Genomic DNA, 25,227 nt, shown 5'->3' with positions numbered 1-25,227 from the left:
CCCGCCCCGCCTTCGGTCAGAGCCGGCCCGTGGGTCTGTGGATACTCAGTGGCAGGAGTAGTTCGGGCTGCTGTCGAGGACCTTTCCGTCCAGCCCGACGAGCTGGGAGGTGAAGCTCGTGTCGGTCATGCTCAGCTTGAGCACGCCGAACGTCCCCCCGATCAGCTTCGCCGTCGCGGGATGCGCGGCGTGGATGTCGTACAGGGACATCCCGCCCATGCCGCCGAGGATCTGCACCGGACCGGCCGGATCGGGCTTGCCGTCGGCGTTCTGCGGCAGGAACCGCTCGTAGTGGTGGTCGTGCCCGTTCAGCACGAGGTCCACCTTCGCGTCGACGAGCGTCTTCCACAGCACCGCGGCGTCCGGGTTGTCACCGTGATCGCCGGAGCTGAACCGCGGATGGTGGTAATACGCCGCGACACAGCCTTTGGTGTTCTTCGCGAGATCCGCCTTGAGCCAGGTCAGCTGCGGCGGCTCGGCGGCCGACTCGCTCTCCTTCACGAAGTCGTTGGAGTCGAGCGCGATGAAGTGCCAGTTGCCCATGTTCCAGCTGTAGTAGGTCTGCCCCTGCGGAGTCGCGATGGCGCCGAAGTACTTCTTGTAGCCGTCGTACTTCACGTCGTCGTAGGTCTCGTGGTTGCCGGGGATGGGGTGCATGATCGGCTTGAACTTGCCCCAAGAGGTGTCGAAGTAGCTCTTGAAATCGGACAGGTGCGCGTCGTCATACTGGTTGTCGCCCATGGTGATCACGGCCGCGGGATTGATCCCCTCGACCAGTTTCGCGGTCTTGGGGTGCACGCATTTCGGGTCCGCCGCGGTACACCGGTCGGCGATGTCCCCGGCCGCGGCCAGCACGAACCCGCCGCCCGGCCCCGCCGCGGTCTTCACCGTGACACCGGTGCTCGCCGACGAGATATTGCCCGCGAGGTCGCGCGCCCGGACGGCGTAGGTGTAGGCCGTGTCGGGCGTCAGGCCGCTGTCGGTGAAGGCGGTGGACTCGGACGTCGCGACCACCGCCCCGTTGCGCAGGATGTCATATCCGGCGACGCCGACGTTGTCCGTGGCCGGAGCCCAGCTCAGCGCGGCGCTCGTCGCCGTCACCGCCCCGGCGGTCAGTCCGGAAGGGACAGTGGGCGCCTGGTTGTCCCCTGTGGAGTCCGCCGTGCCGAACGCCTCGAGCTCCCAGAGCGAGTAACCGTACTTGGTGGCACGCTCGGTGCCGACCAGCCGCAGGTAACGTCCGTGTGCCACGAGCCCTGTCCGGTCGTCGATCTTGCCGTCACCGGCGGATTCGGTGTACACAGTGGACCACTGGGTCCCGTTGTCGGACACCTCGAGCCGGTACTTCTTGGCGTAGGCCGCTTCCCAGTTCAGTTTCACCCTGTGCACAGTGGACGGTTGACCGAGGTCGACCCGGAGCCACTGCGGATCGGCGCTGACCAGACTCGCCCACCGCGTGGCCGTGTTGCCGTCCACCGCCTTGTCGCCGTTGAGCGACGAGCTCTCGACGGTCGAGGCGACGACCGGCTTGCCCTGCGAGAGGAGAACGTCGACAGCCTGGGCGGTCGCGCTTCCGCTCAGCAGCGGGGGTAACAGCAGAATGGCGGCCACGACCGTGGCAAGCTTGGCTCTGCGTGAATACACGGGCTCTCCTCGGGCGGCGGGGCGGAGACGAGCGTGAACAGTGACTTAAATAAGGAAGGTTTCCTAACTAAAGCGACTGTAACGAGTTTCACTTTCCCCCGGCAAGGGCATCCCCCGGATGTCGTAGCGGCGGACGCAAAGGGATCGATCAAGACCGGCGGATCCCGGGCTGCGTGCCCCGCTCAGCGGGACGGGCTACGGCTCCAGCAGTCGTCTGACCTCTGCCACGGCCGCCCGGCCCGCGCGGTTGGCGCCGACGGTGCTCGCCGAAGGTCCGTAGCCGACCAGGTGCAAGCGCGGTTCGGCGACCACTCGGGTGCCGTCCATCCGGATGCCGCCGCCGGGCTCGCGCACGTGCAGCGGCGCGAGGTGGTCGATCGCCGCGCGGAAGCCGGTGGCCCACAGGATCACGTCCGCGCGCTCCTGGACGCCGTCGGCCCAGACGACGCCCGCCGGGGTGATCCGGTCGAACATGGGGCGCCGGTCCAGCACACCGTCGTCCATCGCGCGGCGAACCTCGGGCGTGATGGCCAGGTCGGTCACGCTCACCACGCTGGCAGGTGGCTTGCCCTCGCGCACGGCCTGCTCGACCTTCGCGACGGCCTCGCGGCCCCAGTCCTCGCTGAACGGCTGCTCGCGCCACACCGGCGGACGCCGCGTCACCCAGGTGGTGGCGCGGGCCACCGTCGCGATCTCCATCAGCAGCTGGACCGCCGAGGTGCCACCACCGACGACCACGACCCGACGGCCGCGGAAGTCCTCGACGCCGGTGTAATCGGCCGTGTGCAGCTGGCGTCCGGCGAAGGTCTCCTGGCCGGGGTAGTGCGGCCAGAACGGGCGGTCCCAGGTGCCGGTCGCGCTGATCACGGCACGCGCGGACCACGACTCCGCCGGGCTCGCCACGACCAGCCTGTCACCCGCGCGGCTGACGCTCTGGACGTCGACCGGGCGGTGGACCGGCAGGCCGTACGTGCGCTCGAAACGGTCGAAGTACTCGGCGACGACCTCAGACGCCGGGCGGGTGCGGTCGGGGGCGCCCAGCGCCATGCCCGGCAGGTCGTAGAGCCCGTGCACCTTGCCGAGCACCAGCGACGGCCACCGGTACTGCCAGGCGCCGCCCGCGCGCTTGCCGTGGTCGAGCAACACGAAACCGGTCTCGTTGGCGAGGCCGGCGCGGCGCAGGTGATACGCCGCCGACAGGCCTGCCTGCCCGGCGCCGATCACGACGACGTCGGTTTCGTGGTCCGCACTCATACCGGGTTCAACCGACGGGGGTGCGGGCTAATTTCTCACTTCCGGGGCCGCCATGCGCCGTTGGTCACAGGCTCAGCGGCGGATCGCGCGGATGAGGGCGACCACGGCGAACAGTCCCGCGAGGGCCAGCAGCACCGGGGCGAGCCGCTTGAGGACCGAGTCACCCGCGTACTCGAACAGATCGATCGCCTCTGCTTCCGGCTTGATGCTCTTGAGCTGCGGTTTCTCCGGCGCGGGTTTCGTTTCGGGCACCGGTTCGGCTTCGGCCTCCGGCTCGGGCGCCGCGGTGCCCAGCATGTCTGCGAGGTTGCCCGCGAACTTGTCGAGGATCTTGCCGCCGACCTCGGCGATCAGCCCCCGCCCGAACTGCGCGGGTTTCCCGGTGACCGCCATGTCCGTCGCGACCGCGCCGTGAGTGCCGCCGTCGCGCTCGGTCAACGTCAACGTCACCGTCGCCGCGGCCGTTCCGCCGCCGCGCGCGTCCTTGCCGGACGCCTTGATGACGACCTTGTGCGCGGCCTCGTCCTTCTCGAGGAACTCACCGGAACCCTTGTACAGCAAGGAGATCGGCCCAAGTTTGACCTTCACCGTGCCGCTGAAGCTGTCACCTTCGACCTTGGTGATCGTCGCGCCGGGCATGCACGGCGCCACCCGCTCGGGATCGATGACGGCCTGCCAGACGTCCTCGACCGGGGCCGGGACGGTGAACTCGTGGTCGAGCCGCACAGCCCAACCTCCCTTCTGCAGCACTCTGGTGTGTCATGAAAGGGTCTTTCAGGACAAAAATTGCCCTGAAAGACCCTTTCATGACACTTGAGGGGTCAGGAACCGACGGCGGCGGTGAGTGCCCGGCCGGTCAGGACCCTGGCGAGCTCTTGGCGATACTCGACGTCGGCGTTGCCGTCCGCGGTCGGGCTGGTGCCCTCGGCGGCGTGGGCGGCCGCGGCCCGGATGGCCTCGGCCGTCGACGGCCCGCCGACCAGCGCGGACTCGACGCCGGTGGCACGCACCGGGATCGAGCCCATGTTGGTCAGCGTGACCCTTGCCTCGGCGATCGTGTCGCCCTCGGTGCGGACGGCGACCGCGACGGCGACCATCGACCACGCCTGCGCGACCCGGTTGAACTTCTCGTAGTGCGAGCGCCAGCCGGTGTGCTTGGGCACCCGGACCTCGGCCAGGATCTCGTCCGGCTCGAGCGACGTCGTGAAGAAGTCCTGGAAGAACTCCGCCGCGCTCACCGTCCGCCGCCCGCCCGGCCCGGCGATCACCAGCTCACAGTCCAGCGCGAGCACCGGGGCGAGCAGGTCACCGGCCGGATCGGCGTGCGCGATCGCGCCGCCGAACGTGCCGCGGTGGCGCACCTGCGGGTCCGCCACCGTGTCCGTCGCGTCCTTGAGCAGCGACGCGTGCTCGGCGATCAGCGCGTCACGCTGGACGTCGTAGTGCGTGGTCATCGCACCGACGACCAGCGCGTCGCCGTCCTCCCGCACCCCACGGAGCTCGGCGACCTTGCTCAGGTCGATCAGCTTCGTCGGCGTCGCGAGCCGCATGCGCAGCACGGGGAGCAGGCTCTGGCCACCGGCGAGGACCTTGGCGTCCTCACCGGCCTCGGCCAGCGCGCGGATTGCTTCGTCCAATGTGGACGGTGCTTCGTAGTCGAAGGCGGACGGAATCACTGGGCACCTCCGGAGGCGTCGATCGAACCAAGGCCGCCACCGGATTCCGAGCCGATGTCACCGGCGTCGGTCCTCCCATGATGCACGGCGTGCCAGACCCGCATCGGGCTCAGCGGCATTTCGATGTCGTTCACGCCGAGGTGGCGCACCGCGTCGACGACCGAGTTGACCACGGCCGGGGTCGAGGCGATCGTGCCCGCCTCGCCGACTCCCTTGGCGCCCAGGGGATTCGTCGTGGACGGCGTCTCGGTCCGGTCGGTGGTGAACGTGGGCAGGTCCATCGCCGACGGCAGCAGGTAGTCGGCGAACGTGCCGGTGGTGAGGGTGCCGCTCTCGTCGAACACGGCCTCCTCGTAGAGCGCCTGCGCGATGCCCTGCGCGAGCCCGCCGTGCACCTGGCCCTCCACGATCAGCGGGTTGACCACCACGCCGATGTCGTCGACGCAGACGTACGAGCGGATCTTCACCCGCCCCGTCTCGGTGTCCACCTCGGTCGCGCACAGGTGGGTCCCGTGCGGGAACGAGAAGTTCTCCGGGTCGAAGGTGGCATCGGAGTCGAGTGAGGGCTCGATCCCGTCGGGCAGGTTGTGCGCGGAGAACACCGCGAACGCGAGCTCCTGGATCGACGTCGCCGCGTCGGTGCCCTTGACGGTGAACTTGCCGCCCTCGAACTCCAGGTCGTCCTCCGAGCACTCCAGCAGGTGCGCGGCGATCGGCCTGGCCTTGGCGACGACCTTCTCGGCGGCCTTGACCACCGCGATCCCGCCGACCACCAGCGAACGGGAGCCGTAGGTGTCCATGCCCTTGTGGGACGACTGCGTGTCCCCGTGCAGCACTTCGACGTCCTCGAACGGGACGCCGAGCTGGTCGGCGACGATCTGGCTCCAGGCCGTCTCGTGGCCCTGGCCGTGCGCCGACGCGCCGGTCAGCACCTCGACCTTGCCGGTGGGCAGCACCCTGATCGCGGCGTGCTCCCAGCCGCCGGCGGCGTAGTCCAGCGAACCGAGCACCCGCGAAGGCGCCAGCCCGCACATCTCGGTGAACGTCGAGATGCCGATGCCGAGCTGGACCGGGTCGTTGCTCGCCCGGCGTTCGGCCTGCTCCCGGCGCAGCCCGTCGTAGTCGAACAGCTGCAGGGCCTTGTCGGTCGCGGCCTCGTAGTTGCCCGTGTCGTAGGTCAGCCCGCACACCGTGGTGAACGGGAACTCCTCGTGCTTGATCCAGTTCTTCCGCCGCAGCTCCATCGGTTCCATGCCCAGCTCGTCGGCGAGCTCGTCCATGATCCGCTCGATGCCGAAGGTGGCCTCCGGCCGCCCGGCGCCGCGGTAGGCGTCGGTGAGAGTGGTGTTGGTGAACACGTTCGTGCAAGCGAAGTGGTACGCCGGGAACTTGTAGATCGAGTTGAACATGAACGCGCCCAGGATGGGCACGCCGGGGCCGACGAGGCCGAGGTAGGCGCCCATGTCGGCGAGCAGTTCGACCTTGAGGCCGGTGACGGTGCCGTCGGCGTTCGCGGTGATGGTCAGGTCCTGGATCTGGTCGCGGCCGTGGTGCGCGGCGAGCATGGTCTCCGAGCGGGACTCGGTCCATTTCACCGGCTTGCCGAGCTTCTGCGCCACGATCAGGCACATCAGTTCCTCGGGCAGCACGGCGATCTTGCCGCCGAACCCGCCGCCGACGTCCGGCGCGATCACCCGCAGCTTGTGCTCGGGGATCCCCAGCGTCAGCGCGGCCATCGTCTTGAGGATGTGCGGCACCTGGGTGGCGGCCCACAGGGTGATCTGGGCGCTGGTCGGGTCGACCACGCAGGCACGGGGCTCCATGAACGCCGGGATGAGGCGCTGCTGGCGGAACCGGCGCTTGAGCACGACCTCGGAGTTCGCGATCGCCTCCTCGACACTCTTGCCGGTGCCCGCCTCGGCGGAGTCGAAGACCCACAGGGCGTTGCGGTTGGTGCCGAGCTCCTCGTGGACCAGCGGCGCGCCCTCGGCGAGCGCGTTTTCCAGCCCGAGCACGATCGGCAGGTCCTCGTACTCGACGTCGATCGACTCGAGTGCGTCGTGCGCCGCGACCGAGGTCCGCGCGACGACGACGGCGACGCCTTCACCCGCGAAGTTGACCTGGTCGCTCGCGAGGACGGGCCGGCGCGGCGACTTCATGTCCGGGGTGATCGGCCACGCGCAGGGCATGCCGATCGCGCTCTCCGGGTCGAGGTCCCGCCCGGTGTAGACCGCGATGACGCCCGGCACCTGCTCCGCCGCCGACTTGTCGATGGAGACGATCTTGGCGTGGGCCATCGGGCTGCGGAGCACCGCGAGGTGCAGCATCCCGGGCAGGGTCAGGTTATCCGTCCAGCGGGTCCGGCCGGTGATCAGCCGCTGATCTTCCTTGCGGCGACGGGACTTTCCGACCTCGGGTTCGATGGTCGCGGTCATCACTCACCACCCCCGCCCACATGCGAAGCGGCTTCTTCGCGGGAAAGCCGTTCGGCGTCCGGCCCGGCTCCTGGCCGCATGTGGTGGGCCGCGTCCCGGACGGCCTTGACGATGTTCTGGTAGCCGGTGCACCGGCAGAGGTTGCCTTCGAGCCCCTCCCGCACGGCCTGTTCGTCCGGATCGGGGTTGTCGGCCAGCAGGTCGATCGACTGCATGATCATGCCGGGTGTGCAGAACCCGCATTGGAGGGCGTGATTCTCGTGGAAGGCCTGCTGCACGGGATGCAACCGCCCGTCCCGCTCCAGCCCTTCCACGGTGGTGACTTCGGAACCGTCGGCCTGAACCGCGAGCACCGAGCAGGACTTCACGCTGCGTCCGTCGAGGTGGACGGTGCAGGCGCCGCAGTTGCTGGTGTCGCAGCCGACCACGGTGCCCACCTTGCCGACACTTTCGCGCAGGTAGTGCACGAGCAGGGTGCGCGGCTCGACTTCGTCGGTGTAGTTCGTTCCGTCAACGGTGACGGTGATGCGCATCAGGCCTCCAAGAGCAGGCGAAATCCCGCATGGACCTGAAGTCCCACGGGTCGGTTCGGGAACGGCCAAGCCCGACCCCGGATCGACCGTGATCGGACTCACAACCGAGCCTGCTACTTAACCGCCGCGCGGACAAGTCCTGCCGTCACGACTATTTCCGCACCATTCCGCAGGTGCGTGACCATTCGAGTATTCGACGCGTATTTGCGAATTGGTCGGCTTATTTTCGCGGCGTCACCCAGATCGTCGATCCTTCACGACTCTCACCCACCCGGACGCCTGCGGCAGTGCCACCGTTGGTCCCTGAAGGCCACTGTCTTTTCTCAGGCCCGTCGCCTCGTCGGCGACGGGCCTGAGGGACTTAGACGCGTCTAAGAACTGTCGCAGCAGCCGCCGCTCGAAGCCTCGGGCGCCTGTCCTTCGAAGCCGCCCACCCTCCACGAAGGACGGAAAGTCCACCCATTCGCCCGTTTTATACCGCCACGACCGTTTCGCGCGTGCCCTGAAGGCCACCATCACAGCGTTAAACGCCGTGAAGGCTCCCATCAGGGCACACGGCAAACCTGCGGGTAGCGACTGAAGGGGACCTTCCCTCGACTCAACCTTGCAAAAGTCCCCTTCACCAGAACAGACCGCGTGAAAGTCCCCGTCAGTCACGCGGCCCTAGGCGCCAAAAGTGGACGACATGACATCAGTTTCCGGACGCCTTCTCAGGCCCGTCGCCTCGTCGGCGACGGGCCTGAGAAGGCGTTTAACGCCGTCATGGTGGCCTTCAGGGACACTCGGGTCAGGTGGTGAGGAGCGGGAGCTTGCGGACGCCGGTCATGTTGGGGCTGGGGATGAACTCCGGCGGCCGGGCGGGATCGGTGCGCAGGGACGGGTAGCGGTCGAGCAGGATGTCCAGCGCGACGCGGCCTTCCAGCCGGGCGAGCGGGGCGCCGATGCAGAAGTGGATCCCGCGGCCGAAAGCGAGGTGCGCGTTCGGCTTGCGGCTGGGGTCGAACACGTCCGGGTGCGCGAAGTGGCGGGCGTCGCGATTGGCCGCGGCCACCCACACCATGAGCATCTGGTCGGCCGGGATCGTCGCGCCGCCCAGCTCGACCTCGGCCGTGGTCGCCCTGGCGAGCACCGCGAACGGGGTCAGGAACCGCAGCGACTCCTCGATCACCGCCGGCAGCGTCGAGCGGTCGGCCCTGACCTTGGCGAACTCGTCCGGGTGAGTGTCGAGGCACAGCACGGTGTTGCCGAGCAGCATCGTGGTGGTGATGTGCCCGGCGAGCAGCAGGATGTTCGCGAAGTTCGTCACCTCGTTCAGCGAGAGCTTCGCCCCGTCCACCTCGGCCTCGACGAGCTTGCTGAGCAGGTCCTCGCGCGGGTGACCGCGGCGTTCAGCGGCATGCTCGCGCAGGTACTCGGTCAGTGCCTTCTGCGGCTCGAGGGCCGCTTCCATGACCTTCTTCTGTTCTTCGTTCTGCTCGACGAGGGAGAACTCGGTACTGCTCTCCAGCATCTTGTCGACCCATTCCTTGAACAGGTGACGGTCGCTACTGGGCACCCCCAGCAGCTCGGCGATGACGATCACCGGCAGCGGGTAGGCGAGGTCGGCGACCAGTTCCGGCTCGGGCCCGGCCTGATCGAGCAGCTCGTGGGTCAGCTCGGCGATCCGGGGTTCGAGGTCCGCGACCACCTTCGGGGTGAACGCGTGGCTGACGAGCTGGCGGAGCTTCGTGTGGTCCGGCGGGTCCATCTGGAGGATGTTGCCCTCGCTGCGCTCCTCCATGCCCGGCACCATGCCTTCGGGGAGCACGCGGGAGAGGTCGGAGCCGTAGGTCTTCGGGTCGCTGAGCATGGTCAGCACTTCCGGATAGCCGTAGACGTTCCACATCCCGGTCTTCTCATCGAACCGGACGGGCTGGTCCGGCACCTGCCCCCGCAGCCAGAACTGCTGCTGGTGGATGCCCCAGGTGTCGGCGAGTGTGGTGGTCATGTGGTGGTGCCCCCTGTTTCTCTCCTCGGCGCCCGGTCAGCCGGGCCCCTCGTCATCCGGGTAAATCACCTTGCGATAGCTCGAAACCAGGTCCTCGAACACGGCGATCAGCACGGGCGCGACCGCCGCCACCGCCGCCGCCGGGGTCTCCCCCGCCGGTTCGAACGCGGCCTTCACCGTCCGCGCGAACGCGTCGCCCTTGAGCTCGAGCGCGAGGTCCGCGTCCTCGGCGGACACGGTTTCAAGCAGGTAGAAGCCGAGCGACGTGGCCTGCATGGCGTACCGGATGTCCGGCACGTCGTCGCGCAGCAGCCCGTGCTCGATCATCAGGCCGAAGAACAGCTCGCTCGCCAGCAGATCCTTGCCCCGCACCGAATATTCGCGCAGCTTGCCGAGCTGCTCGGCGTCGCCGGTGAACATCGAGAGCAGGACCGGCCGCCGGCTGGTGGCCATGAACGCCAGCCGGAGGAACCGGTGGGGCCGGATCTCCGCGGGATCCTCACGCAGCGCGGCCACGATCTCTTCGCAGAGGATCACGGACTCGCGCAGCATCATCGCTTCGAAAAGCGCGTCCTTGGTGCGCCAGTGCAGATAGATCGTGCCCTTGCCGATGCCCGCCTGCCGGGCGATGTCCTCGATGGTCACCTTGCGGTAACCGAAGCGCGTCAGCAGCACGCCCGCGGCGTCGAGGATCCGATCGGCACGCTCTGACACTGCTTGGGTCCCTTCCTTGTGACTGGATGACCAGATTACCAAATCTGGTCATCCAGTCACAAGGCCCAAAGCTGCCAAGGACCTCCCGGGTCCCGGCGTGGACGAGGACAGTGACCGCGGGAGGCCCACCATGACGATTCCCGAACCGGCGAGCGCGCTGTGGACAGCGATCAAGCAGGTTTCGAACTCCTGGCCACCGGACAGTGAAGAGGTCGCGGGCAGGCTCACCGACGCGTGGGGCCGGATGTCCACCACGGTTTCCCACGCCGCGACCGGAGTCAGCCAGGCCGGAGCGGCGGCGGGAGCGGCCTGGCAGGACCAGGCGGGCGGCGCTCTGGACACCTCGGTGGGCACGCACGCCCGGCAACTGGGGCAGCTCGCACAGGGCGGGCAGCGAGTGGCGGCCGCAGCCGCCGGTTACGCCAAGCAGCTCGTCGCCGTCAAGAACAAGATCACGGACACGGTGAGGGCGAACGAGACGCTGTACAACCTGCTCAGCTTCCCGCCGTTGACGGGGTTCAGGGACCAGCTCGTCAGCACGTTGGCGGGCAGGCTGCGGCAGATGGTCGAAGGCGCCGCCGCCCACCCGGGGGAGATCCTCGCGCCTGGGCCACTGCCCATCCACGAGGACACTTTGGGCATCTGTGTCGGTTTCGGCGTCTCCTCACCGCTGGCCAGCGTCAACGACACGTTCTGCCTCATCCACGCGCCGAACGACGGGTGGGCCTTGACGAACTCCTACGCGGGCGGTGTCGGCCCGGCAGGCAAGGGCTTGGACGCCTTCGCCGGGATCGGCGTGCAGGCCAGCGACGGCCAGAACGTCGGTGACCAGGGCGGGCCGTTCACCCACCTCGAAGGTTCCGCAGGCGACGGCATCGCCGTCGGCGGGTCGTTCGACTACGGCAAGACCGACGACGGCCGTGACGTGCACACCGGCACGGTGCTGGTCGGCGGCGGCGCGGGTGTCGGCGGGGCGGCGGGCGGGAGCAACACCACGGTCATCCCGCTGGGCGGCGGGTAACAGCCGCTAGGCGTGGATGCGGCCGCTGAGGGCGGCGAGACGCTGCCCGCCACCACCCCACCGGAGTGCGATGATCTCCGCGGCGATCGACACCGCCGTCTCCTCGGGGGTCCTCGCGCCGAGGTCGAGGCCGATCGGTGAGGACAGCCGCTCGAGCTCGGCGTCGGCGATGCCCGCCTCGCGCAGCCGGGAGAACCGGTCGTCGTGGGTCTTGCGGGAACCCATCGCGCCGACGTAGCCGACGTCGAGCCGCAGCGCGACCTCCAGCAGGGGCACGTCGAACTTCGGGTCGTGGGTGAGCACCGCGATCACCGTCCGCGGGTCCACGCGCCCGGCGTCCGCCTCCGCCTTGAGGTACCGGTGCGGCCAGTCGACGACCACCTCGTGTGCCTCCGGGAACCGGGTGCTGGTCGCGAACACGGGACGCGCGTCGCACACCGTCACCTGATAGCCGAGGTACGCGCCCATCCTGGCCATCGCGGCGGCGAAGTCGATCGCGCCGAAGACCAGCATCCGCGGTGCGGGCTCGAACGAGTTGACGAACACCGTCATGCCCTCGCCGCGCCGCTGCCCGTCGGGCCCGTAGTGCAGGACGCCGGTGCGCCCGGTCGCGAGCATGCCGCGCGCGTCGTCGACCACCGCGTCGTCCATCCGCGACGATCCCAGCGAGCCCGCCACGCGCTCCGGCCAGACGATCAGCCGTTCGCCGACGAGCCCCGCGCGCTCGTGCTCGACCACGGTGACCACGGCCACCGGCAGGCCACCGCGCACGGACTCGACGACCTCGCCGAGCTCCGGCATCGACTCGCGGTCGACGTGCTCGACGTAGACGTCGATGATCCCGCCGCAGGTCAGGCCCACGGCGAACGCGTCGTCGTCGGTCACGCCGTAGCGCTGCAGCTGCGGCGCGCGGTCGGCGACGACTTCACGCGCCAGCTCGTACACAGCGCCCTCGACGCAGCCGCCGGACACACTGCCGGTGACCGTGCCGTCCTCACCGACCAGCATCGCCGCGCCCGGGGCGCGGGGAGCCGATGAGAACGTGGCCACCACAGTGCCGACCCCGACCGTCTCACCCGCTGCCCAGCGGCGGTGCAACTCGTCCAGTACGTCACGCATGGCGGATCTCCAGGAGAACTCGTTCCAGGGTGGCCAGGCTGTGCCCGGCCAGCAGCTGATCCAGGTACGGCAGCGCGGCCGCGATGCCGGACTGCACGGGAGCGTAACCATCGCGCCCCGCGTGCGGATTAACCCAGAGTACGGCGTAAGCCAAACGGCGCAGCCTGGCGAGCTGTTCCGCGAGCAGCGCGGGATCGCCGCGCTCCCACCCGTCGGAGAAGATCGTGACCACCGCGCGCCGGGCCACGCCGCGCTGTCCCCACCGGTCCAGGAACACCCGGAGCGTCTCGCCGAGCCTCGTTCCCCCCGCGAAATCGGCGACCGCGGCGCCCGCCGCGAGCATCGCCCGCTCCGGATCCCGCTGGCGAAGCTGCCGGGAAACCCGCGTCAGCCTGGTGCCCAGGGTGAACACCTCGACGTTGGCCGGAGAACGCCGCGCGACGACGTGGGCGAAGCGCAGCAGCGAATCGGCGTACGGGCCCATCGAGCCGGAGACGTCGATCAGGAACACCACCCGCCGTGGCCGCGACGCGCGACGACGATGGGCGAGACGCACCGGTTCGCCGCCGCTCGCGAGCATCGTGCGCAGGATGCGGGACTGGTCCAGCTTGCCCCGCCGGGCCGGGCGCTGCCGGGGCGAAGACCGCAGGGGCAGCTCCGGGCGCAGGGTGGCGAGGAGCTCGCGCAGGTGCGCGCGCTCGGCGACGGTCAGCCCGGCGAGGTCACGCTGGCGGAGGATCTCGTTCTCACTGGCGGCGGCCTTGAGCTGCTCGGGCTCGGCCGACGACCGGCCGTCTTCGCCGCTCCCGCCCGCCAGTGCGGCGATCCTCGCGCGCTTCTGCCGGGGCGCGCCCGTGCGACCGGCGCGTGGCGGCTCGACGTCGAACCACTGCGCGAAGGCCTCTTCGTAGCGCTGCAGGTCGTCGGGGTCGGAACACAGTGTGAGCCGTCCCGCCCAGTACAGCTGCACCGGCTGGCCGACGTCGATTTCTTCGACCGCCGCCAGGTACGCCTGGACGCGGTGGGCATCGCACGGCAAGCCCGCTTCGCGCAGCGCCATGGCGAAACCGACGAAACCAGCCACCGGATCTAGAGGGTCCATCCTTCTATTGTGCGTCCCGGCGAGGAGTCGAACCTCGGACCTCGGCGTTCGTAGCGCCGCGCTCTGTCCTGCTGAGCTACCGGGACAAGGCGGTCCGGCATCCGCGTGGGAACAACGGACGCCGGACCGCGCTCTTCGCAGCGACCGGACCGGTAGCTGTGGTCGGGCGCGAAGAGATCGGGAAAGACGAGGGGATGCAGGGCGGATCAGCGCGTGCCTCGGGAGACCGCGCTGCCTTCGCGACGTCGTCGGTGACTGTTCACGGCCCCCTCCTTTCGGTGCGGGATCGGGTGCCGGACATCAGAATGACCGATGCCCGGCACCCCGGTCAACGCAATTACCGCGCCGCCGCCACCGCCTTGCCGAACCACGTCCCGATCGCTTCGGCGAGGCCGTCGACCGCACCCGACGTCCGTGAAGCCCAAGCCACGTAACCATCCGGCCGCACCAGCAGTGCGGTGATGTCCCTGTTTTGCTTGGGGGGCAGGGAAAGCAGCGTGATCCGGCCCGCGTGCCCGGACACCGCGGCGGCCACCTCCGGCGAACCGGCGAAGTCGAACAGGACCGCTTGGCCGTCGGCGAAATGGTCACCGATCCAGCTGCCGTCGGCGAGTTCGATGTCCGGAGTCCGCCCGCCCACCAACGGATCCCCGTCGCCGAGGTCGTACCGCTGGCCGAGGCCGCTCATCAGTTTGGCGAAGTAGGCGTTGCCTTCTTCGGTGTCCATCAGGTCGGACACGACGTCCCGCAGCGCGCTGGTCATCGGGTCGGGGCGCATCAACGCCACCTGTGCGCGGGTCGCTTCGAGCACCTTGGCCGCGATCGGGTGCCGCTCGCGGGTATAGGTGTCGAGCAGGCCGTCGGGCGCCCAGCCGCGCAGCGTGGCGGCGAGCTTCCAGCCGAGGTTCACCGCGTCGCCGATGCCGAGGGTGAGCCCCTGGCCGCCGAACGGCGAGTGCACGTGAGCGGCGTCGCCCGCCAGCAGCACGCGACCCTGGCGGTAGGTGCTCGCCTGCCGCGCGTTGTCGGTGAACCGGGTGGCCGTGCGGACCTTGAGCACGGTGACGTCGGTGCCGCTGACATGGCGGAGGCTCGCCTGGATCTCCTCCGCGGTCACCGGCGCGTCGCGGTCCGCTGGCGGGCCGTCGAACTCCACGGTGAGGACCCGTTCGGGTGATGGACCGGCCACCAGCATGCCGACGTCGGTGCGGTTCCAGCCCCGGGGGAGCTTGCCGGGGTCGTCGAGCTCGACCATCGCCTGATGGCCGGTGATCGTCGGTTCGGTGCCGGGGAAGCCGAACCCCGCGAGCTTGCGGACCGTGCTCCGGCCGCCATCGCAGCCCGCCAGGAACGCGGCCCGCAACGACCTCCCGTCCGAGAGCCGGACCGACACGCCGTCGTCGTCCTGGGTGAAACCGGTGAGCTCCACCGCGCGCAGCACCTCCACGCCGAGCTTCGCCGCGCCCTCACCGAGAACACGTTCGAGCTCCTGCTGCGAAACCACCGACGTCACCGCGTCGGCGTGGACCTGGAACTGCTCGTCGTCCCCGTCGAGCCTGGTGGCGTCGATCTTGAACAACCCGCCGAAATGCGTGGGGAGCTTCGGCAGCGTGCCGCCCGCGTTCTCACGGCGGACGGGAGCCTTGAAGCCCGGCATGAAGCGCGCGAGCGCCTTGTACTGCACCTCGGCGAGCTGGTCCCCGTAGCCGCGCCGGTACAGCGCTTCGGAGGCGTGCAGCGTGATGGCGCCCGCCTTGATCGTCAGGTCGGGCTCGGCGAGCCGCTCCACGACGAGCACGGAGACGTCCCACAGCACCAGTTCACAGGCGAGCATCAGGCCCGTCGGACCGCCACCGGAGACGATCACCTCGTAGTCCTTGTCCATCAAGACCCCCGAATCAAAAGTTACCCTCGTGGTAAATTTACGGTTGTAGTAAGATTAATACCATGACCACCGAGGGATTGCGAGCGCGTAAGAAGCGCGAGACCCGCCGCCGGATTTCGGACATCGCGACGATGCTCTTCGCGCAGCGGGGGTTCGACAACGTGACGATCGCCGAGGTGGCCGAAGCAGCGGACGTCGCGAAGAAAACCGTGACGAACTACTTCAGCCGCAAGGAGGATCTCCTCCTCGATCGGCACGAGGACAGGCTGATCGAGCTCGATGCCCTGATCCGCGGGCGCCCGGCACACGAGTCGATCGCCGCCGTGCTGCGTCGCCACCAGCACGAGCTGCTCGCGGCGAAACACCCGCTGTCGGGGGTGGTCGACCGGATACAGCCGTTCCTCAAGATCATGACCGACAGTCCCGCGCTGATGAACCGCGCGCGGGAGATGAACCGCGAGATCGAGCAGGTCCTCACCGGCGCGCTCGTCTCGGAAGGTGCCGAGCCGCTCGAAGCCCGGCTGGTCGGCGTGCAGCTGGCGTCCGCGATGTCGGCGATCTGGGACATCGGGGTCACCAGGAGCCAGGACTGGGCCGACACCGACCTCGTCCGCCGGGAGCAGGTCGGCGTCATCGACGCGGCGTTCGACCTGGTGGAGCGGGGAATCGGCGACTACGGGACGCGCTGATCAGGCCAGCAGGGTGTCCAGCTTCGCGCGGACCCTGTCGAGGTCCTCGCTGTACTTGAGCACGGCACCGAGCGTCCGGGCCGCGGCGGCCACGTCGAGCTCTTCCCTGTTCAGGGCCAGCAGCGCCCTTGCCCAGTCAAGGGACTCCGCGACGCCTGGTGGCTTGAGCAGCTCCATCTCCCGCAGCCGATGGGCCGCGGCGGCCACCTGCGCGGCGAGCCGCTCGCCCAGCAGCGGGATCCGGCGCCGGAGGATCGCCACCTCGCGCGCGAGGTCGGGATGCTCCAGCCAGTGGTAGAGACAGCGGCGTTTCAGTGCGTCGTGGACCTCGCGGGTGCGGTTCGAGGTGAGCACCACCAGCGGCGGATGCTCGGCCTTGATCTCGCCGAACTCCGGGATGGTCACCGCGTTCTCGTCGAGCAGCTGCAGCAGGAAGGCCTCGAACTCGTCGTCGGCGCGGTCGATCTCGTCGACGAGCAGCACGCACGGGGCGCTTTGCAGCGCCTGCAACAGGGGCCTGGCCAGCAGGAAGCGCTCGGTGTAGAGCGACTGCTCGGCGGCGTCGACGTCCAGCTTCCCGTCGCCCGCGGCCTCCAGCGCGCGAAGGTGCAGCAGCTGGCGGGGGAAGTCCCACTCGTAGAGCGCCTGGGCGGCGTCGATGCCCTCGTGGCACTGCAACCTGATCAGCGGCAGGCCGAACGCGGCGGCAAGGCCCAGTGCGAGCGCGGTCTTGCCGGTTCCCGGCTCGCCCTCGCAGAACAGCGGCTTTCCCATGCGCAGGGCGAGGAACCCGGCGGTGGCCACACCGTCGTCGGCGAGATAGCCGACGGTGTCGAGGGCCGCGGCCAGCTCTTCGGGCGAGCTGATGGACTCCGTGGTTGCACCCGTCACGTGCGGAGCTTAAACGCCGGACCGGCCGGGTGCCGATCGCCGGGGATCACGGCTCGGCGGTGAGATCGGCGGGACGGTCGACGTCGCGCCCGCTGCCGAGATCGCCGCATTCGACCAGCCGGAGGTCTTCGCGCGTGGCCAGCCAGTCGCGGGCGCCGCGATCGCCACTGGCGCCGTCGGCGATTTCCGGCCACCAGTGACGGCCGAGCAGCACCGGATGCCCCGGCACGCCGTCGTAGGCCGCTCGGGCGACGGCCCGCTTCCCCGCCCCGGCGGCAACCCGGGCGAGCACTTCGGGCCCGGCCCAGGGCAGGTCGACCAGGTGCACCAGCGCGGCGTCGGCCTCAACGTCGGCCAGCGACCGGAGACCCGCCCGCAGTGAAGCGCCCATGCCGGACTGCCAGTCCTGCGCGATGACGGCGAGACCGGGGTCGGGCAGCAGGGCCAGCGCCTGCTCGGCGCGGGCGCCCAGTACCACCCGGATCGGGGTGCAACCAGCGGCTTCCAAGGTGCGCAGGGCACGCAGCAGGAACGGCTCGCCGTCGAACTCGGCCAGCGCCTTGGGCCCGCCGAACCGCCGGCCCGCACCGGCCGCGAGCAGCAACCCCGCGACGACGACGTGCTCAGCCATGGGCCGCCCGCGACGCCGGGGCGAGGGCGAGGTCTGCCTCGATGGCTTTCGCCGTGGCGAGCAGGGGCGGCAGCAGGTCGTCGTGCACGGACTCGGTCGTGGTCCGGCTGGCGTGGGTGGAGAGATTCACCGCGGCGACGACCTTGCCGCGCCGGTTCCGGACCGGGGCGGCGACCGAGCGGAGGCCCTCTTCGAGCTCCTGGTCCACCATCGCCCAGCCCTGCTCGTGCACGGTCTTCAGCTCGGCGCGCAGCGCTTCGGGCGCTATCACGGTGTGGGACGTCAGTTTTTCGAGCGGTGCGAGGAGCAGGTACGCCGAGAGCTCCACCGGGCTCAGGTCGGCGAGGAGCACGTGGCCCATCGACGTGGCGTGGGCCGGGAACCGGGTGCCCACGTTGATGCTGACCGTCATGATGCGCGACACCGCCACCCGCGCGACGTAGATGATGTCGGTGCCGTCGAGCACCGAGACGGAGCTCGATTCCCGCACCTCGGCGGAAAGCAGCTCCAGATGCGGCTGTGCCAGCTCGGGCAGCGAAACACTGGACAGGAACGAGTAGCCGAGCTCGAGCACCCGCGGGGTGAGCGAGAAGTACTTCCCGTCCGAGCGGACGTAACCGAGGTCGGCGAGGGTGAGCAGGAACCGGCGCGCCGCGGCGCGGGTGAGCCCTGTCGACCTCGCGACGTCGCTGAGCGTCAGCTCCGGCGCTCCGGCGTGGAACGCCTTGATCACCGCGAGCCCACGCTCCAGGGACTGCACGTGATGCGCGCCCCGCCCGGACCCGACCTCTTCCATACCAGGAAGACTAGCCGTCGGCCGGTGGCACGGCCGAAGGCTCGCCCAGCTCGGCCAGGGTGCGCTGCGCCACCGCGTAGGCGGCGTTCGCCGCGGGCGCGCCCGCGTACACCGAGGTGTGCAACAGGACTTCCCCGATCTCGGTGGGGGTGAGCCCGTTGCGGACAGCCGCGCGGACGTGCATGGCCAGCTCGTCGTGACAGTGCAACGCCGTCAGCGTGGCGAGCGTGATGCAGCTGCGGGTGCGCCTGTCGAGCCCTTCGCGGGACCAGACCGTCCCCCACGCACCGGCGGTGATGTAGTCCTGGAACGGACGGCTGAACGCGGTGGTACCGGCGTTGGCCCGGTCCACGTGCTCGTCACCGAGCACCTCACGCCGGATCCTCATGCCCGTCTCAAACGCCTCTTCGCTCATGACGCGCCCTTCAGGTGCTCGAGGATGAGGTCGGTGAACACGTCGGGGCGCTGGAAGCTGCCCAGGTGCGCGACGCCTTCGACGATCTCCAGCCGGGCACCGGGAACGGCACCGGCGATCAGCCCGCCGTGGCCGGGCGGGGTGGACGCGTCCTCGGACCCGGCGATGACCAGCGTCGGCGCGGCGATCTCCGGCAGCCGCGGGAGCAGGTCCATCCGCTCGATGGCCCCGCAGCACGCCGCGTACCCATCGTCGGGGGTGGCCGTGATCATGTCCCGCAGGAAGGCCATCCGGCCGGGGTTCGCCGAGGCGAAGGCCGGGGTCAGCCAGCGGGAAACCAGCATTTCCGCGATCGAGCCCGTCCCCGACTCCCGGACCGCCTTGGCCCGGTCGATCCACAGCTGTGCCGGGCCGAGCTTGGCCGAAGTGCAGCAGAGAACCAGGCTCGCGACACGCTCCGGGGCGTGGATCCCGGCCCACATGGCCGCCATCCCGCCGAGCGACAGCCCGACGACGTGCGCGCGCTCGATCGCCAGCGAGTCCAGCAGGGCGATCAGGTCTCCGCCGAGGTCGGCCAGCTCGTACGGACCGGCGGGCACCGGGGAGCCGCCGTGCCCGCGGTGGTCGTAGCGGATCACCCGGAATCCCTGGCGCACCAGCGGTTCCACCTGGGGTCCCCACATCCGGAGGTCACTGCCGAGCGAACCCCCGAACACCACGGCGGGCCCGTCCGCCTGCCCCTCGGTCACGGCGTGCAAGTCAACGCTCAAGTCATGCCTCCCGTTCACTCAGAACGCGTCTGAGAACTGTCGCAGCAGCCGCCGCTCGAAGCCTCGGGCGCCTGTCCTTCGAAGCCGCCTACCCTCCACAAAGGACGGAAAATCTGCCCATTCGTCCGTTTCATACCGCCACGACCGTTTCGTGCGTGCCCCTGAAGGCCACCATGACAGCGTTAAACGCCGTGAAGGCTCCCATCAGGGCATACCGGCAAGCCTGGGGTCGCGACTGAAGGGGGCTTTCCCTCGACTCAACCTTACAAAAGTCCCCTTCACCAGAACAGACCATGTGAAAGTCCCCGTCAGTCACGCGGCCCTCGGCACCAAACTGGACGCCATGACATCAGTTTCCGGACGCCCTCTCAGACATCTGAAGTGCTCAGGCGAAGGACTCAGACATCGAAGGACTCAGACATCGAAGAACACTGTCTCGCCCTCGCCCTGCAAGCGCACATCGAAACGGTAGCCGTCTTCGGTCTTCGTGGCGATCAACGTGCTCCTGCGCTCCTCGGGCACCATCGCGAGCACCGGGTCCCGCGAGTTGTCCCGGTCGGGGAAGTAGATCCTGGTCACGACGCGGTGCAGCAGGCCGCGGGCCAGCACGGAGACGTCGAGGTGCGGGGCCTCGACGGCACCGCCGGAGCCGGGCAGCTCGCCGGGCACGACCGTGCGGATCCGGTACTCGCCGCTGGGGGCGGTCGGGCAGCGGCCGAACCCCCGGAATCCGTTGCCGGTCGCGCCGCGCGGGTCGTCGGGGTGGTCGAAGCGGCCTTCGGGATCGGCCTGCCAGGTCTCGACCAGGGCGTCCGGCACCAGCTCGCCCGCGCCGTCGGTCACCGTTCCGGTGATCCACACCGCGCCGGGGGTCCCCTCAGGGACGACTTCCGGGCCGTCCGCCCAGGGAAGCCCGATGGAGAGGTACGGCCCGACGGTCTGCGAAGGCGTGCTCATCCCTCCTCCTCCTCCTCGTCCTCGAAGACCGACGCTTCCCTGCCGCGCAGGACGATGTCGAACTGGTAGGCCAGCGCCCATTCCGGCTCGGTTCGCTCGAGGTCGAACCGCGAGACCATCCGCTGCCGGGCGCGCTCGTCGGGGATGGAGTTGAAGATCGGGTCCTGGGAGAACAGCGGGTCCTCCGGGAAGTACATCTGCGTGACCAGCCGCTGGGTGAAGGCCATGCCGAACACCGAGAAATGGATGTGCGCGGGACGCCAGGCGTTGTCGTGGTTCTTCCAGGGGTACGCGCCGGGCTTGATGGTGGTGAACTCGTAGCGGCCGTCGTCGTCGGTCAGAGTGCGGCCCACGCCGTCGAAGTTCGGGTCCAGCGGGGAGGGCCAGCGGTCACCGGTGTGCCGATAGCGCCCGCCCGCGTTGGCCTGCCAGATCTCGACCAGGGAGCTCCGCACCGGGCGGCCGTCACCGTCGAGCAGCCTGCCGGTGACGATGATCCGCTGGCCCTGTGGCTCCTCGGCGTGCTGACGGGTCAGGTCGTTGTCGAGCTCGCCGAGCCTGCCTGGGCCGAGAAGCGGGCCGGTGACCTCGGTGAGCAGCTGCGGCATCAGCACCAGCGGCTGCTTCGGGTGCCGGAGCGCCGTCGAGCCGTAGCCGGGGAAGCCGAGCGGCGGGTGCGTGCCCTCGGCGTCGCGGCGGTACTTGGGCAGGCGGAGGTCTGTGGGGGTGCCCATCTGTGCTCCTTACGCTTCCAGGACTCCTCAGGCTTCCAGGACCACGGCCAGGCCCTGGCCGACGCCGATGCAGATGGCCGCGAGCCCCCAGCCGCCACCGCGACGGCGAAGCTCGTACGCCAGCGCGCCGAGGATGCGGCCGCCGGACGCGCCGAGCGGGTGGCCGAGCGCGATCGCGCCGCCGTTGACGTTGACGATCGCCGGGTCGAGCTTCGGCCACTCCGCGAGACAGGCCAGCGACTGGGCGGCGAAGGCCTCGTTGAGCTCGACGGCCTTGAGGTCCTCCCAGCCGATGCCCGCGCGCCCCAGCGCGATCTCGGCCGCGCGGACCGGCCCGATGCCGAACACGTCCGGGTCCACTCCAGCCGCGCCACGGCCCGCGATCCTAGCCAGCGGCTGCTTGCCCAGCCTTCCGGCCGCGGCGGAGTCGCCGAGCAGCAGCGCCGAGGCGCCGTCGTTCAGCGGTGAGGCGTTCCCGGCCGTGACCGTCCCTTGTGGACGGAAAGCGGGTTTGAGCTTGCCGAGCTTCTCCAGCGTGGACTCGGGCCGGATGCCTTCGTCCCTGGCCAGTTCGACCCCGGCGACGGCGACCACATGCGAGTCGTAGAAGCCCTCGTCCCAGGCGCGGGCGGCATTGAGGTGGCTGCGCAGGGCGAACGCGTCCTGCTCCTCACGCCCGATGCCGTAGCGCTCGGCCAGCAGCTCGGTGGACTCGCCGAGCGACACCGTCCACTGCCCCGGCATCGCCGGGTTGACCATGCGCCAGCCGAGCGTTGTCGAGTGGAGGGTCTGCGGCGCGGCCGGGAAGCCCTTTTCCGGCTTGAGCAGCACCCACGGCGCGCGGCTCATCGACTCCACGCCACCCGCCACGGCGAGCGAGGCGTCCCCGACCTGGATCGACCGGCTCACCTGCATCGTGGCATCGAGCCCGGAGCCGCACAGCCGGTTCACCGTGCTGCCGGGGATCGACGTCGGCCAGCCCGCCAGCAGAGTGGCCATCCTGGCGACGTTGCGGTTGTCCTCGCCCGCGCCGTTCGCGTCGCCGAGGACGACCTCGTCCACCTGGGCCGGGTCGAGGTCGTTGCGCTCGGCCAGCGAACGCAGGACCCCGGCGGCCAGACCGTCGGGCCGGACGCCCGAGAGCGCCCCGCCGTAGCGGCCGAACGGGGTGCGGACGGCGTCCAGCAGGAATACGTCTGTGGTGCTCATTCACTCGCCTTCTTCAACTCGCGCAACAGCCGCAGTTCCTCGGCCGTGGGTTCCGGGGTGCTTTCGAGGTCCGGGGCGACCTTGAGCTTCCAGCCCGTCGCGGCGACGACCTGATCGAGCTCGATGCCGGGGTGCAGCTCCGTCAGGGTCAGCTCGCTGGTCTCCGGATCCGGGCGCAGGAGCCCGAGGTCGGTGACCACCAGTGTCGGGCCCGCGCCCGGCAGGCCGAGCCGCTCACGGTCGCCCTTGCCGGAGCCGTGCCCGAACGAGGTCACGAAGTCGACCTTCTCGACGAAGGCGCGGACGCTCTGGCGCAGCACCACGAACACCTCCCGGCAGGACGCGGCGATCTCGGGCGCGCCACCCGCGCCCGGCAGGCGGACTTTCGGATCGTGGTAGTCCGCGCCGATCACCGTGGTGTTGATGTTGCCGAACTTGTCCAGCTGCGCGGCGCTGAGGAAGCCGACGTCGATCCGGCCGGGCTGCAGCCAGTAGTTGAACACCTCGGGCACGCTCACCACCGCGTCGGCGGTGTCCGCGAGCTCGCCGTCCCCGATGGACAGCGGGAGGCGCGACGGCTTGGCGCCGAGACAGCCCGATTCGTAGACCAGGGTCAGGTTCGGGGCGTGCGTGCGGCGGGCCAGGTTCGCCGCCGTGCTGGGCAGGCCGATGCCCACGAAACACGACATCCCGTCACCCAGGGCGCGTGACGCGGCAATGCTCATCATCTCGTCGGCGGTGTAGTCGGCGATGGTCATGCGGAAATCCCCTCCAGCCACTTGCCGAACTCCGCACGATCCCGGCTGATGGCGTCCCAGGCCTGGTAAGCGTCATTGTCCCGCTCGTAGTACCCGGCCGCATAGGACGGCCGCGCGCCGAACGGCACCTCGGCCACCGCGGTGACCGCCCACGCGGGCAGCACCACCGCCCCCGCCTTCGGTTCGAGCTCGTCGACGATCTCCTCGACGGTGACCAGGGAACGTTTCGCCGCGAGCACCGCCTCCTTCTGCACTCCCGCGATGCCCCAGAGCTGGACGTTGCCCGCGCGATCGGCCCGCTGGGCGTGGATGACCGTGACGTCGGGGTTCAGCGCGGGCACCGCCGTCAGCTGCTCGCCGGTGAACGGGCAGGTGATCGGCTTGATCGTGTCCGTCTGCTTCGGCAGATCGGTGCCGGTGTAGCCGCGCAGCACCGCGAACGGCAGCCCGGACGCCCCGGCCACGTACCTGTTCGCCATGCCGGCGTGGCTGTGCTCCTCGATCTCGAGCGGGACCGGCCAGGAGTGCTGGACGGCGTCCCGGAAACGGTGCAGCGAGCCGACCCCGGGGTTGCCGCCCCAGGAGAAGATCAGCTTGCTCGCGCAGCCGGCACCGATGAGCTGGTCGTAGACGATGTCGGGCGTCATCCGCACGAGCGTGAGCCCGCGACGGCCCTGCCGGATGATCTCCTGCCCGGCCGCGACCGGGATGAGATGGGTGAAGCCCTCCAGCGCGACGATGTCCCCGTCACGGACCAGCTCGGCCACGGCGTCTTCCAGAGACAGCACCTTTGCCATCGACCGCCCTTTCCCTCCGGTTGCGTTCGCATCGCGCACACAAGTTCTATCAGCGAACATACCGCCGAATCCCTGTTCCCGGCAACCCCACGTCCGGATGATTCGGCCCTAAGCTGTCGCGGTGCCCTCACGACCCACGATCGCGGTGACGCGATGGATCCCCGACGAAGCGCTGAAGGTCCTTCGGGAGGCCGGTGAGGTCACCGTTTCCCGCGAGGACCGGCCGCTGACCCGCGACGAGCTGCACGAGTTCGTCGCCGGGGCGTCCGCCGTCGTCGGCATGCTGCACGACCGGCTGGACGGCGGACTCGCGGCCGCGGCGGGCCCGGGGCTGCGCGTGGTCTCCACTGTGGCAGTGGGGTACGACAACATCGACGTGCCCGCGCTCACCGGACGCGGCGTCGTCGTCACCAACACCCCCGGCGTGCTGACCGACGCCACCGCGGACCTCGCGTTCGGGCTGCTGCTGGCGGTCACCCGGCGGCTCGGCGAAGGCGAACGGCTCCTGCGCGGCCGCACCCCGTGGTCCTTCCACCTGGGCTTCCTGCTCGGCTCCGGGCTGCAGGGCAAGACGCTCGGCGTGGTCGGTCTCGGGCAGATCGGCCAGGCCGTCGCCCGCCGGGCGCGCGGCTTCGGCATGGAAATCGCCTACAGCGGACGTCGCCGCGCGGACGCCGGGGTCGAGCGTGCGCTCGGCGCCCGCCACCTGCCGGTCGACGAGCTCCTGGCGACCGCCGACGTCGTCTCCCTGCACTGCCCGCTCACCCCGGACACCCATCACCTCATCGACGCCGCCGCACTGCGGTCGATGAAGCGCGCCGCGTTCCTGGTCAACACGACCAGGGGACCGGTGGTCGACGAATCAGCGTTGGCCGACGCGCTCGAAGCCGGTGAAATCGCCGGCGCCGCACTGGACGTCTTCGAGAAGGAGCCTGAAATCGAAGCGCGCTTGCTGGACAGGAACGACGTGGTGCTGACCCCGCATCTGGGGTCGGCGACGGTGGAGACCCGCACGGCGATGGCCGTGCTCGCGGCCAGGAACGTGGCCTCGGTGCTCGCCGGGAACGGACCGCTGACGGAGGTGCCCGCATGACCAGGGTGGTGATCGCGCCGGACAAGTTCATAGGACGCCGGACGGCGGTCGAAGCCGCCGACGCCATCGCGCTCGGCGTGCGCGACGCGCTGCGCGAGGCCGACGTCGCGACCTGCC

24 protein-coding genes, 1 tRNA gene and 1 pseudogene are annotated in these 25,227 nt (G+C 69.8%); 4 read left to right on the top strand and 22 right to left on the bottom strand.

The window, feature by feature from the left end:
* Positions 1–45 precede the first annotated feature (45 nt).
* The 8 genes from QMK34_RS13500 to QMK34_RS13465 form a co-directional block, all read right to left on the bottom strand.
* Positions 46–1,644 carry a discoidin domain-containing protein gene (locus QMK34_RS13500; RefSeq protein ID WP_326414226.1) on the bottom strand — a complete coding sequence of 533 codons (1,599 nt, stop codon included), beginning with the start codon at positions 1,642–1,644 and terminating at the stop codon, positions 46–48.
* Positions 1,645–1,839: 195 nt separating this feature from the next.
* Positions 1,840–2,898, bottom strand: coding sequence for an NAD(P)-binding domain-containing protein (locus tag QMK34_RS13495; protein ID WP_326414225.1), 1,059 nt, complete (start codon positions 2,896–2,898; stop codon positions 1,840–1,842).
* A gap of 72 nt (positions 2,899–2,970) precedes the next feature.
* The gene (locus QMK34_RS13490) at positions 2,971–3,624 is read right to left on the bottom strand and encodes an SRPBCC family protein (RefSeq protein WP_326414224.1); all 654 of its coding nucleotides are present in this window, start codon (positions 3,622–3,624) and stop codon (positions 2,971–2,973) included.
* Positions 3,625–3,719: 95 nt separating this feature from the next.
* Positions 3,720–4,574, bottom strand: coding sequence for an FAD binding domain-containing protein (locus QMK34_RS13485; RefSeq protein WP_326414223.1), 855 nt, complete (start codon positions 4,572–4,574; stop codon positions 3,720–3,722).
* Positions 4,571–7,009, bottom strand: a complete 2,439-nt coding sequence (locus QMK34_RS13480; RefSeq protein ID WP_326414222.1) for a xanthine dehydrogenase family protein molybdopterin-binding subunit — start codon at positions 7,007–7,009, stop codon at positions 4,571–4,573. The genes QMK34_RS13485 and QMK34_RS13480 overlap by 4 nt, the downstream gene beginning before the upstream one ends.
* The gene (locus tag QMK34_RS13475; protein ID WP_326414221.1) at positions 7,009–7,542 is read right to left on the bottom strand and encodes a (2Fe-2S)-binding protein; all 534 of its coding nucleotides are present in this window, start codon (positions 7,540–7,542) and stop codon (positions 7,009–7,011) included. Before QMK34_RS13475 ends, QMK34_RS13480 begins: the two co-directional genes overlap by 1 nt.
* Before the next feature lie 787 nt (positions 7,543–8,329).
* Positions 8,330–9,529, bottom strand: coding sequence for a cytochrome P450 (locus QMK34_RS13470; protein ID WP_326414220.1), 1,200 nt, complete (start codon positions 9,527–9,529; stop codon positions 8,330–8,332).
* Positions 9,530–9,565: 36 nt separating this feature from the next.
* Positions 9,566–10,243: a TetR/AcrR family transcriptional regulator gene (locus tag QMK34_RS13465; protein ID WP_326414219.1), complete on the bottom strand. Its 678-nt coding sequence runs from the start codon at positions 10,241–10,243 to the stop codon at positions 9,566–9,568.
* Positions 10,244–10,373: 130 nt separating this feature from the next.
* On the opposite strand from QMK34_RS13465, the gene QMK34_RS13460 reads away from it, so the two are divergent.
* Positions 10,374–11,264: a WXG100-like domain-containing protein gene (locus QMK34_RS13460; RefSeq protein WP_326414217.1), complete on the top strand. Its 891-nt coding sequence runs from the start codon at positions 10,374–10,376 to the stop codon at positions 11,262–11,264.
* Positions 11,265–11,270: 6 nt separating this feature from the next.
* Here the strand turns inward: QMK34_RS13460 and QMK34_RS13455 are convergent, their stop codons facing one another.
* From QMK34_RS13455 to QMK34_RS13440, 4 genes are all read right to left on the bottom strand, one after another.
* The gene (locus tag QMK34_RS13455; protein ID WP_326414216.1) at positions 11,271–12,383 is read right to left on the bottom strand and encodes an XdhC/CoxI family protein; all 1,113 of its coding nucleotides are present in this window, start codon (positions 12,381–12,383) and stop codon (positions 11,271–11,273) included.
* Positions 12,376–13,485, bottom strand: a complete 1,110-nt coding sequence (locus QMK34_RS13450) for a vWA domain-containing protein (RefSeq protein WP_326414215.1) — start codon at positions 13,483–13,485, stop codon at positions 12,376–12,378. The genes QMK34_RS13455 and QMK34_RS13450 overlap by 8 nt, the downstream gene beginning before the upstream one ends.
* A gap of 12 nt (positions 13,486–13,497) precedes the next feature.
* Positions 13,498–13,571 (bottom strand) — tRNA-Arg (locus QMK34_RS13445).
* Positions 13,572–13,822: 251 nt separating this feature from the next.
* The gene (locus QMK34_RS13440) at positions 13,823–15,370 is read right to left on the bottom strand and encodes an FAD-dependent monooxygenase (protein ID WP_326414214.1); all 1,548 of its coding nucleotides are present in this window, start codon (positions 15,368–15,370) and stop codon (positions 13,823–13,825) included.
* 62 nt (positions 15,371–15,432) lie between these two features.
* On the opposite strand from QMK34_RS13440, the gene QMK34_RS13435 reads away from it, so the two are divergent.
* A complete protein-coding gene (locus QMK34_RS13435) occupies positions 15,433–16,059 on the top strand; it encodes a TetR/AcrR family transcriptional regulator (protein WP_326414213.1) in 627 nt (208 codons plus the stop codon).
* Here the strand turns inward: QMK34_RS13435 and QMK34_RS13430 are convergent, their stop codons facing one another.
* From QMK34_RS13430 to QMK34_RS13385, 10 genes are all read right to left on the bottom strand, one after another.
* A complete protein-coding gene (locus QMK34_RS13430; RefSeq protein WP_326414212.1) occupies positions 16,060–16,950 on the bottom strand; it encodes an AAA family ATPase in 891 nt (296 codons plus the stop codon).
* A 46-nt stretch (positions 16,951–16,996) separates the two neighbouring features.
* On the bottom strand, positions 16,997–17,581 hold the full coding sequence (locus QMK34_RS13425) for a nucleotidyltransferase family protein (RefSeq protein ID WP_326414211.1): 585 nt from the start codon (positions 17,579–17,581) through the stop codon (positions 16,997–16,999).
* Positions 17,574–18,377 carry an IclR family transcriptional regulator domain-containing protein gene (locus QMK34_RS13420; RefSeq protein ID WP_326414210.1) on the bottom strand — a complete coding sequence of 268 codons (804 nt, stop codon included), beginning with the start codon at positions 18,375–18,377 and terminating at the stop codon, positions 17,574–17,576. The genes QMK34_RS13425 and QMK34_RS13420 overlap by 8 nt, the downstream gene beginning before the upstream one ends.
* A gap of 10 nt (positions 18,378–18,387) precedes the next feature.
* Positions 18,388–18,792: a 4-carboxymuconolactone decarboxylase gene (gene pcaC / locus QMK34_RS13415; protein ID WP_326414209.1), complete on the bottom strand. Its 405-nt coding sequence runs from the start codon at positions 18,790–18,792 to the stop codon at positions 18,388–18,390.
* Entirely contained in the window at positions 18,789–19,562 is a 774-nt protein-coding gene (gene pcaD, locus QMK34_RS13410; RefSeq protein WP_326414208.1) for a 3-oxoadipate enol-lactonase, read from the bottom strand. Before pcaD ends, pcaC begins: the two co-directional genes overlap by 4 nt.
* 414 nt (positions 19,563–19,976) lie before the next feature.
* The gene (gene pcaG, locus QMK34_RS13405; RefSeq protein WP_326414207.1) at positions 19,977–20,519 is read right to left on the bottom strand and encodes a protocatechuate 3,4-dioxygenase subunit alpha; all 543 of its coding nucleotides are present in this window, start codon (positions 20,517–20,519) and stop codon (positions 19,977–19,979) included.
* Positions 20,516–21,253, bottom strand: coding sequence for a protocatechuate 3,4-dioxygenase subunit beta (gene pcaH, locus QMK34_RS13400; protein WP_326414206.1), 738 nt, complete (start codon positions 21,251–21,253; stop codon positions 20,516–20,518). Before pcaH ends, pcaG begins: the two co-directional genes overlap by 4 nt.
* Positions 21,254–21,280: 27 nt before the next feature.
* A complete protein-coding gene (locus tag QMK34_RS13395) occupies positions 21,281–22,462 on the bottom strand; it encodes a thiolase family protein (RefSeq protein ID WP_326414205.1) in 1,182 nt (393 codons plus the stop codon).
* Positions 22,459–23,220 (bottom strand): CoA-transferase subunit beta, encoded by a 762-nt coding sequence (locus QMK34_RS13390; RefSeq protein ID WP_326414204.1) that lies wholly within the window; start codon positions 23,218–23,220, stop codon positions 22,459–22,461. Before QMK34_RS13390 ends, QMK34_RS13395 begins: the two co-directional genes overlap by 4 nt.
* Positions 23,217–24,017 (bottom strand): CoA transferase subunit A, encoded by an 801-nt coding sequence (locus QMK34_RS13385; protein WP_326414203.1) that lies wholly within the window; start codon positions 24,015–24,017, stop codon positions 23,217–23,219. The genes QMK34_RS13390 and QMK34_RS13385 overlap by 4 nt, the downstream gene beginning before the upstream one ends.
* 121 nt (positions 24,018–24,138) lie before the next feature.
* On the opposite strand from QMK34_RS13385, the gene QMK34_RS13380 reads away from it, so the two are divergent.
* Both QMK34_RS13380 and QMK34_RS13375 read left to right on the top strand, forming a co-directional pair.
* Positions 24,139–25,110 carry a 2-hydroxyacid dehydrogenase gene (locus QMK34_RS13380; protein ID WP_326414202.1) on the top strand — a complete coding sequence of 324 codons (972 nt, stop codon included), beginning with the start codon at positions 24,139–24,141 and terminating at the stop codon, positions 25,108–25,110.
* Positions 25,107–25,227, top strand: a pseudogene (locus QMK34_RS13375) (glycerate kinase); the annotation flags it as partial. The gene QMK34_RS13380 and the pseudogene QMK34_RS13375, both read left to right, overlap by 4 nt.

It is taken from the genome of Amycolatopsis sp. H20-H5, from assembly GCF_035828755.1.
GTDB lineage: Bacteria > Actinomycetota > Actinomycetes > Mycobacteriales > Pseudonocardiaceae > Amycolatopsis.
The sequence above is the reverse complement of the archived record's forward strand: the minus strand, read 5'-3'. Positions and strand labels throughout refer to the sequence as shown.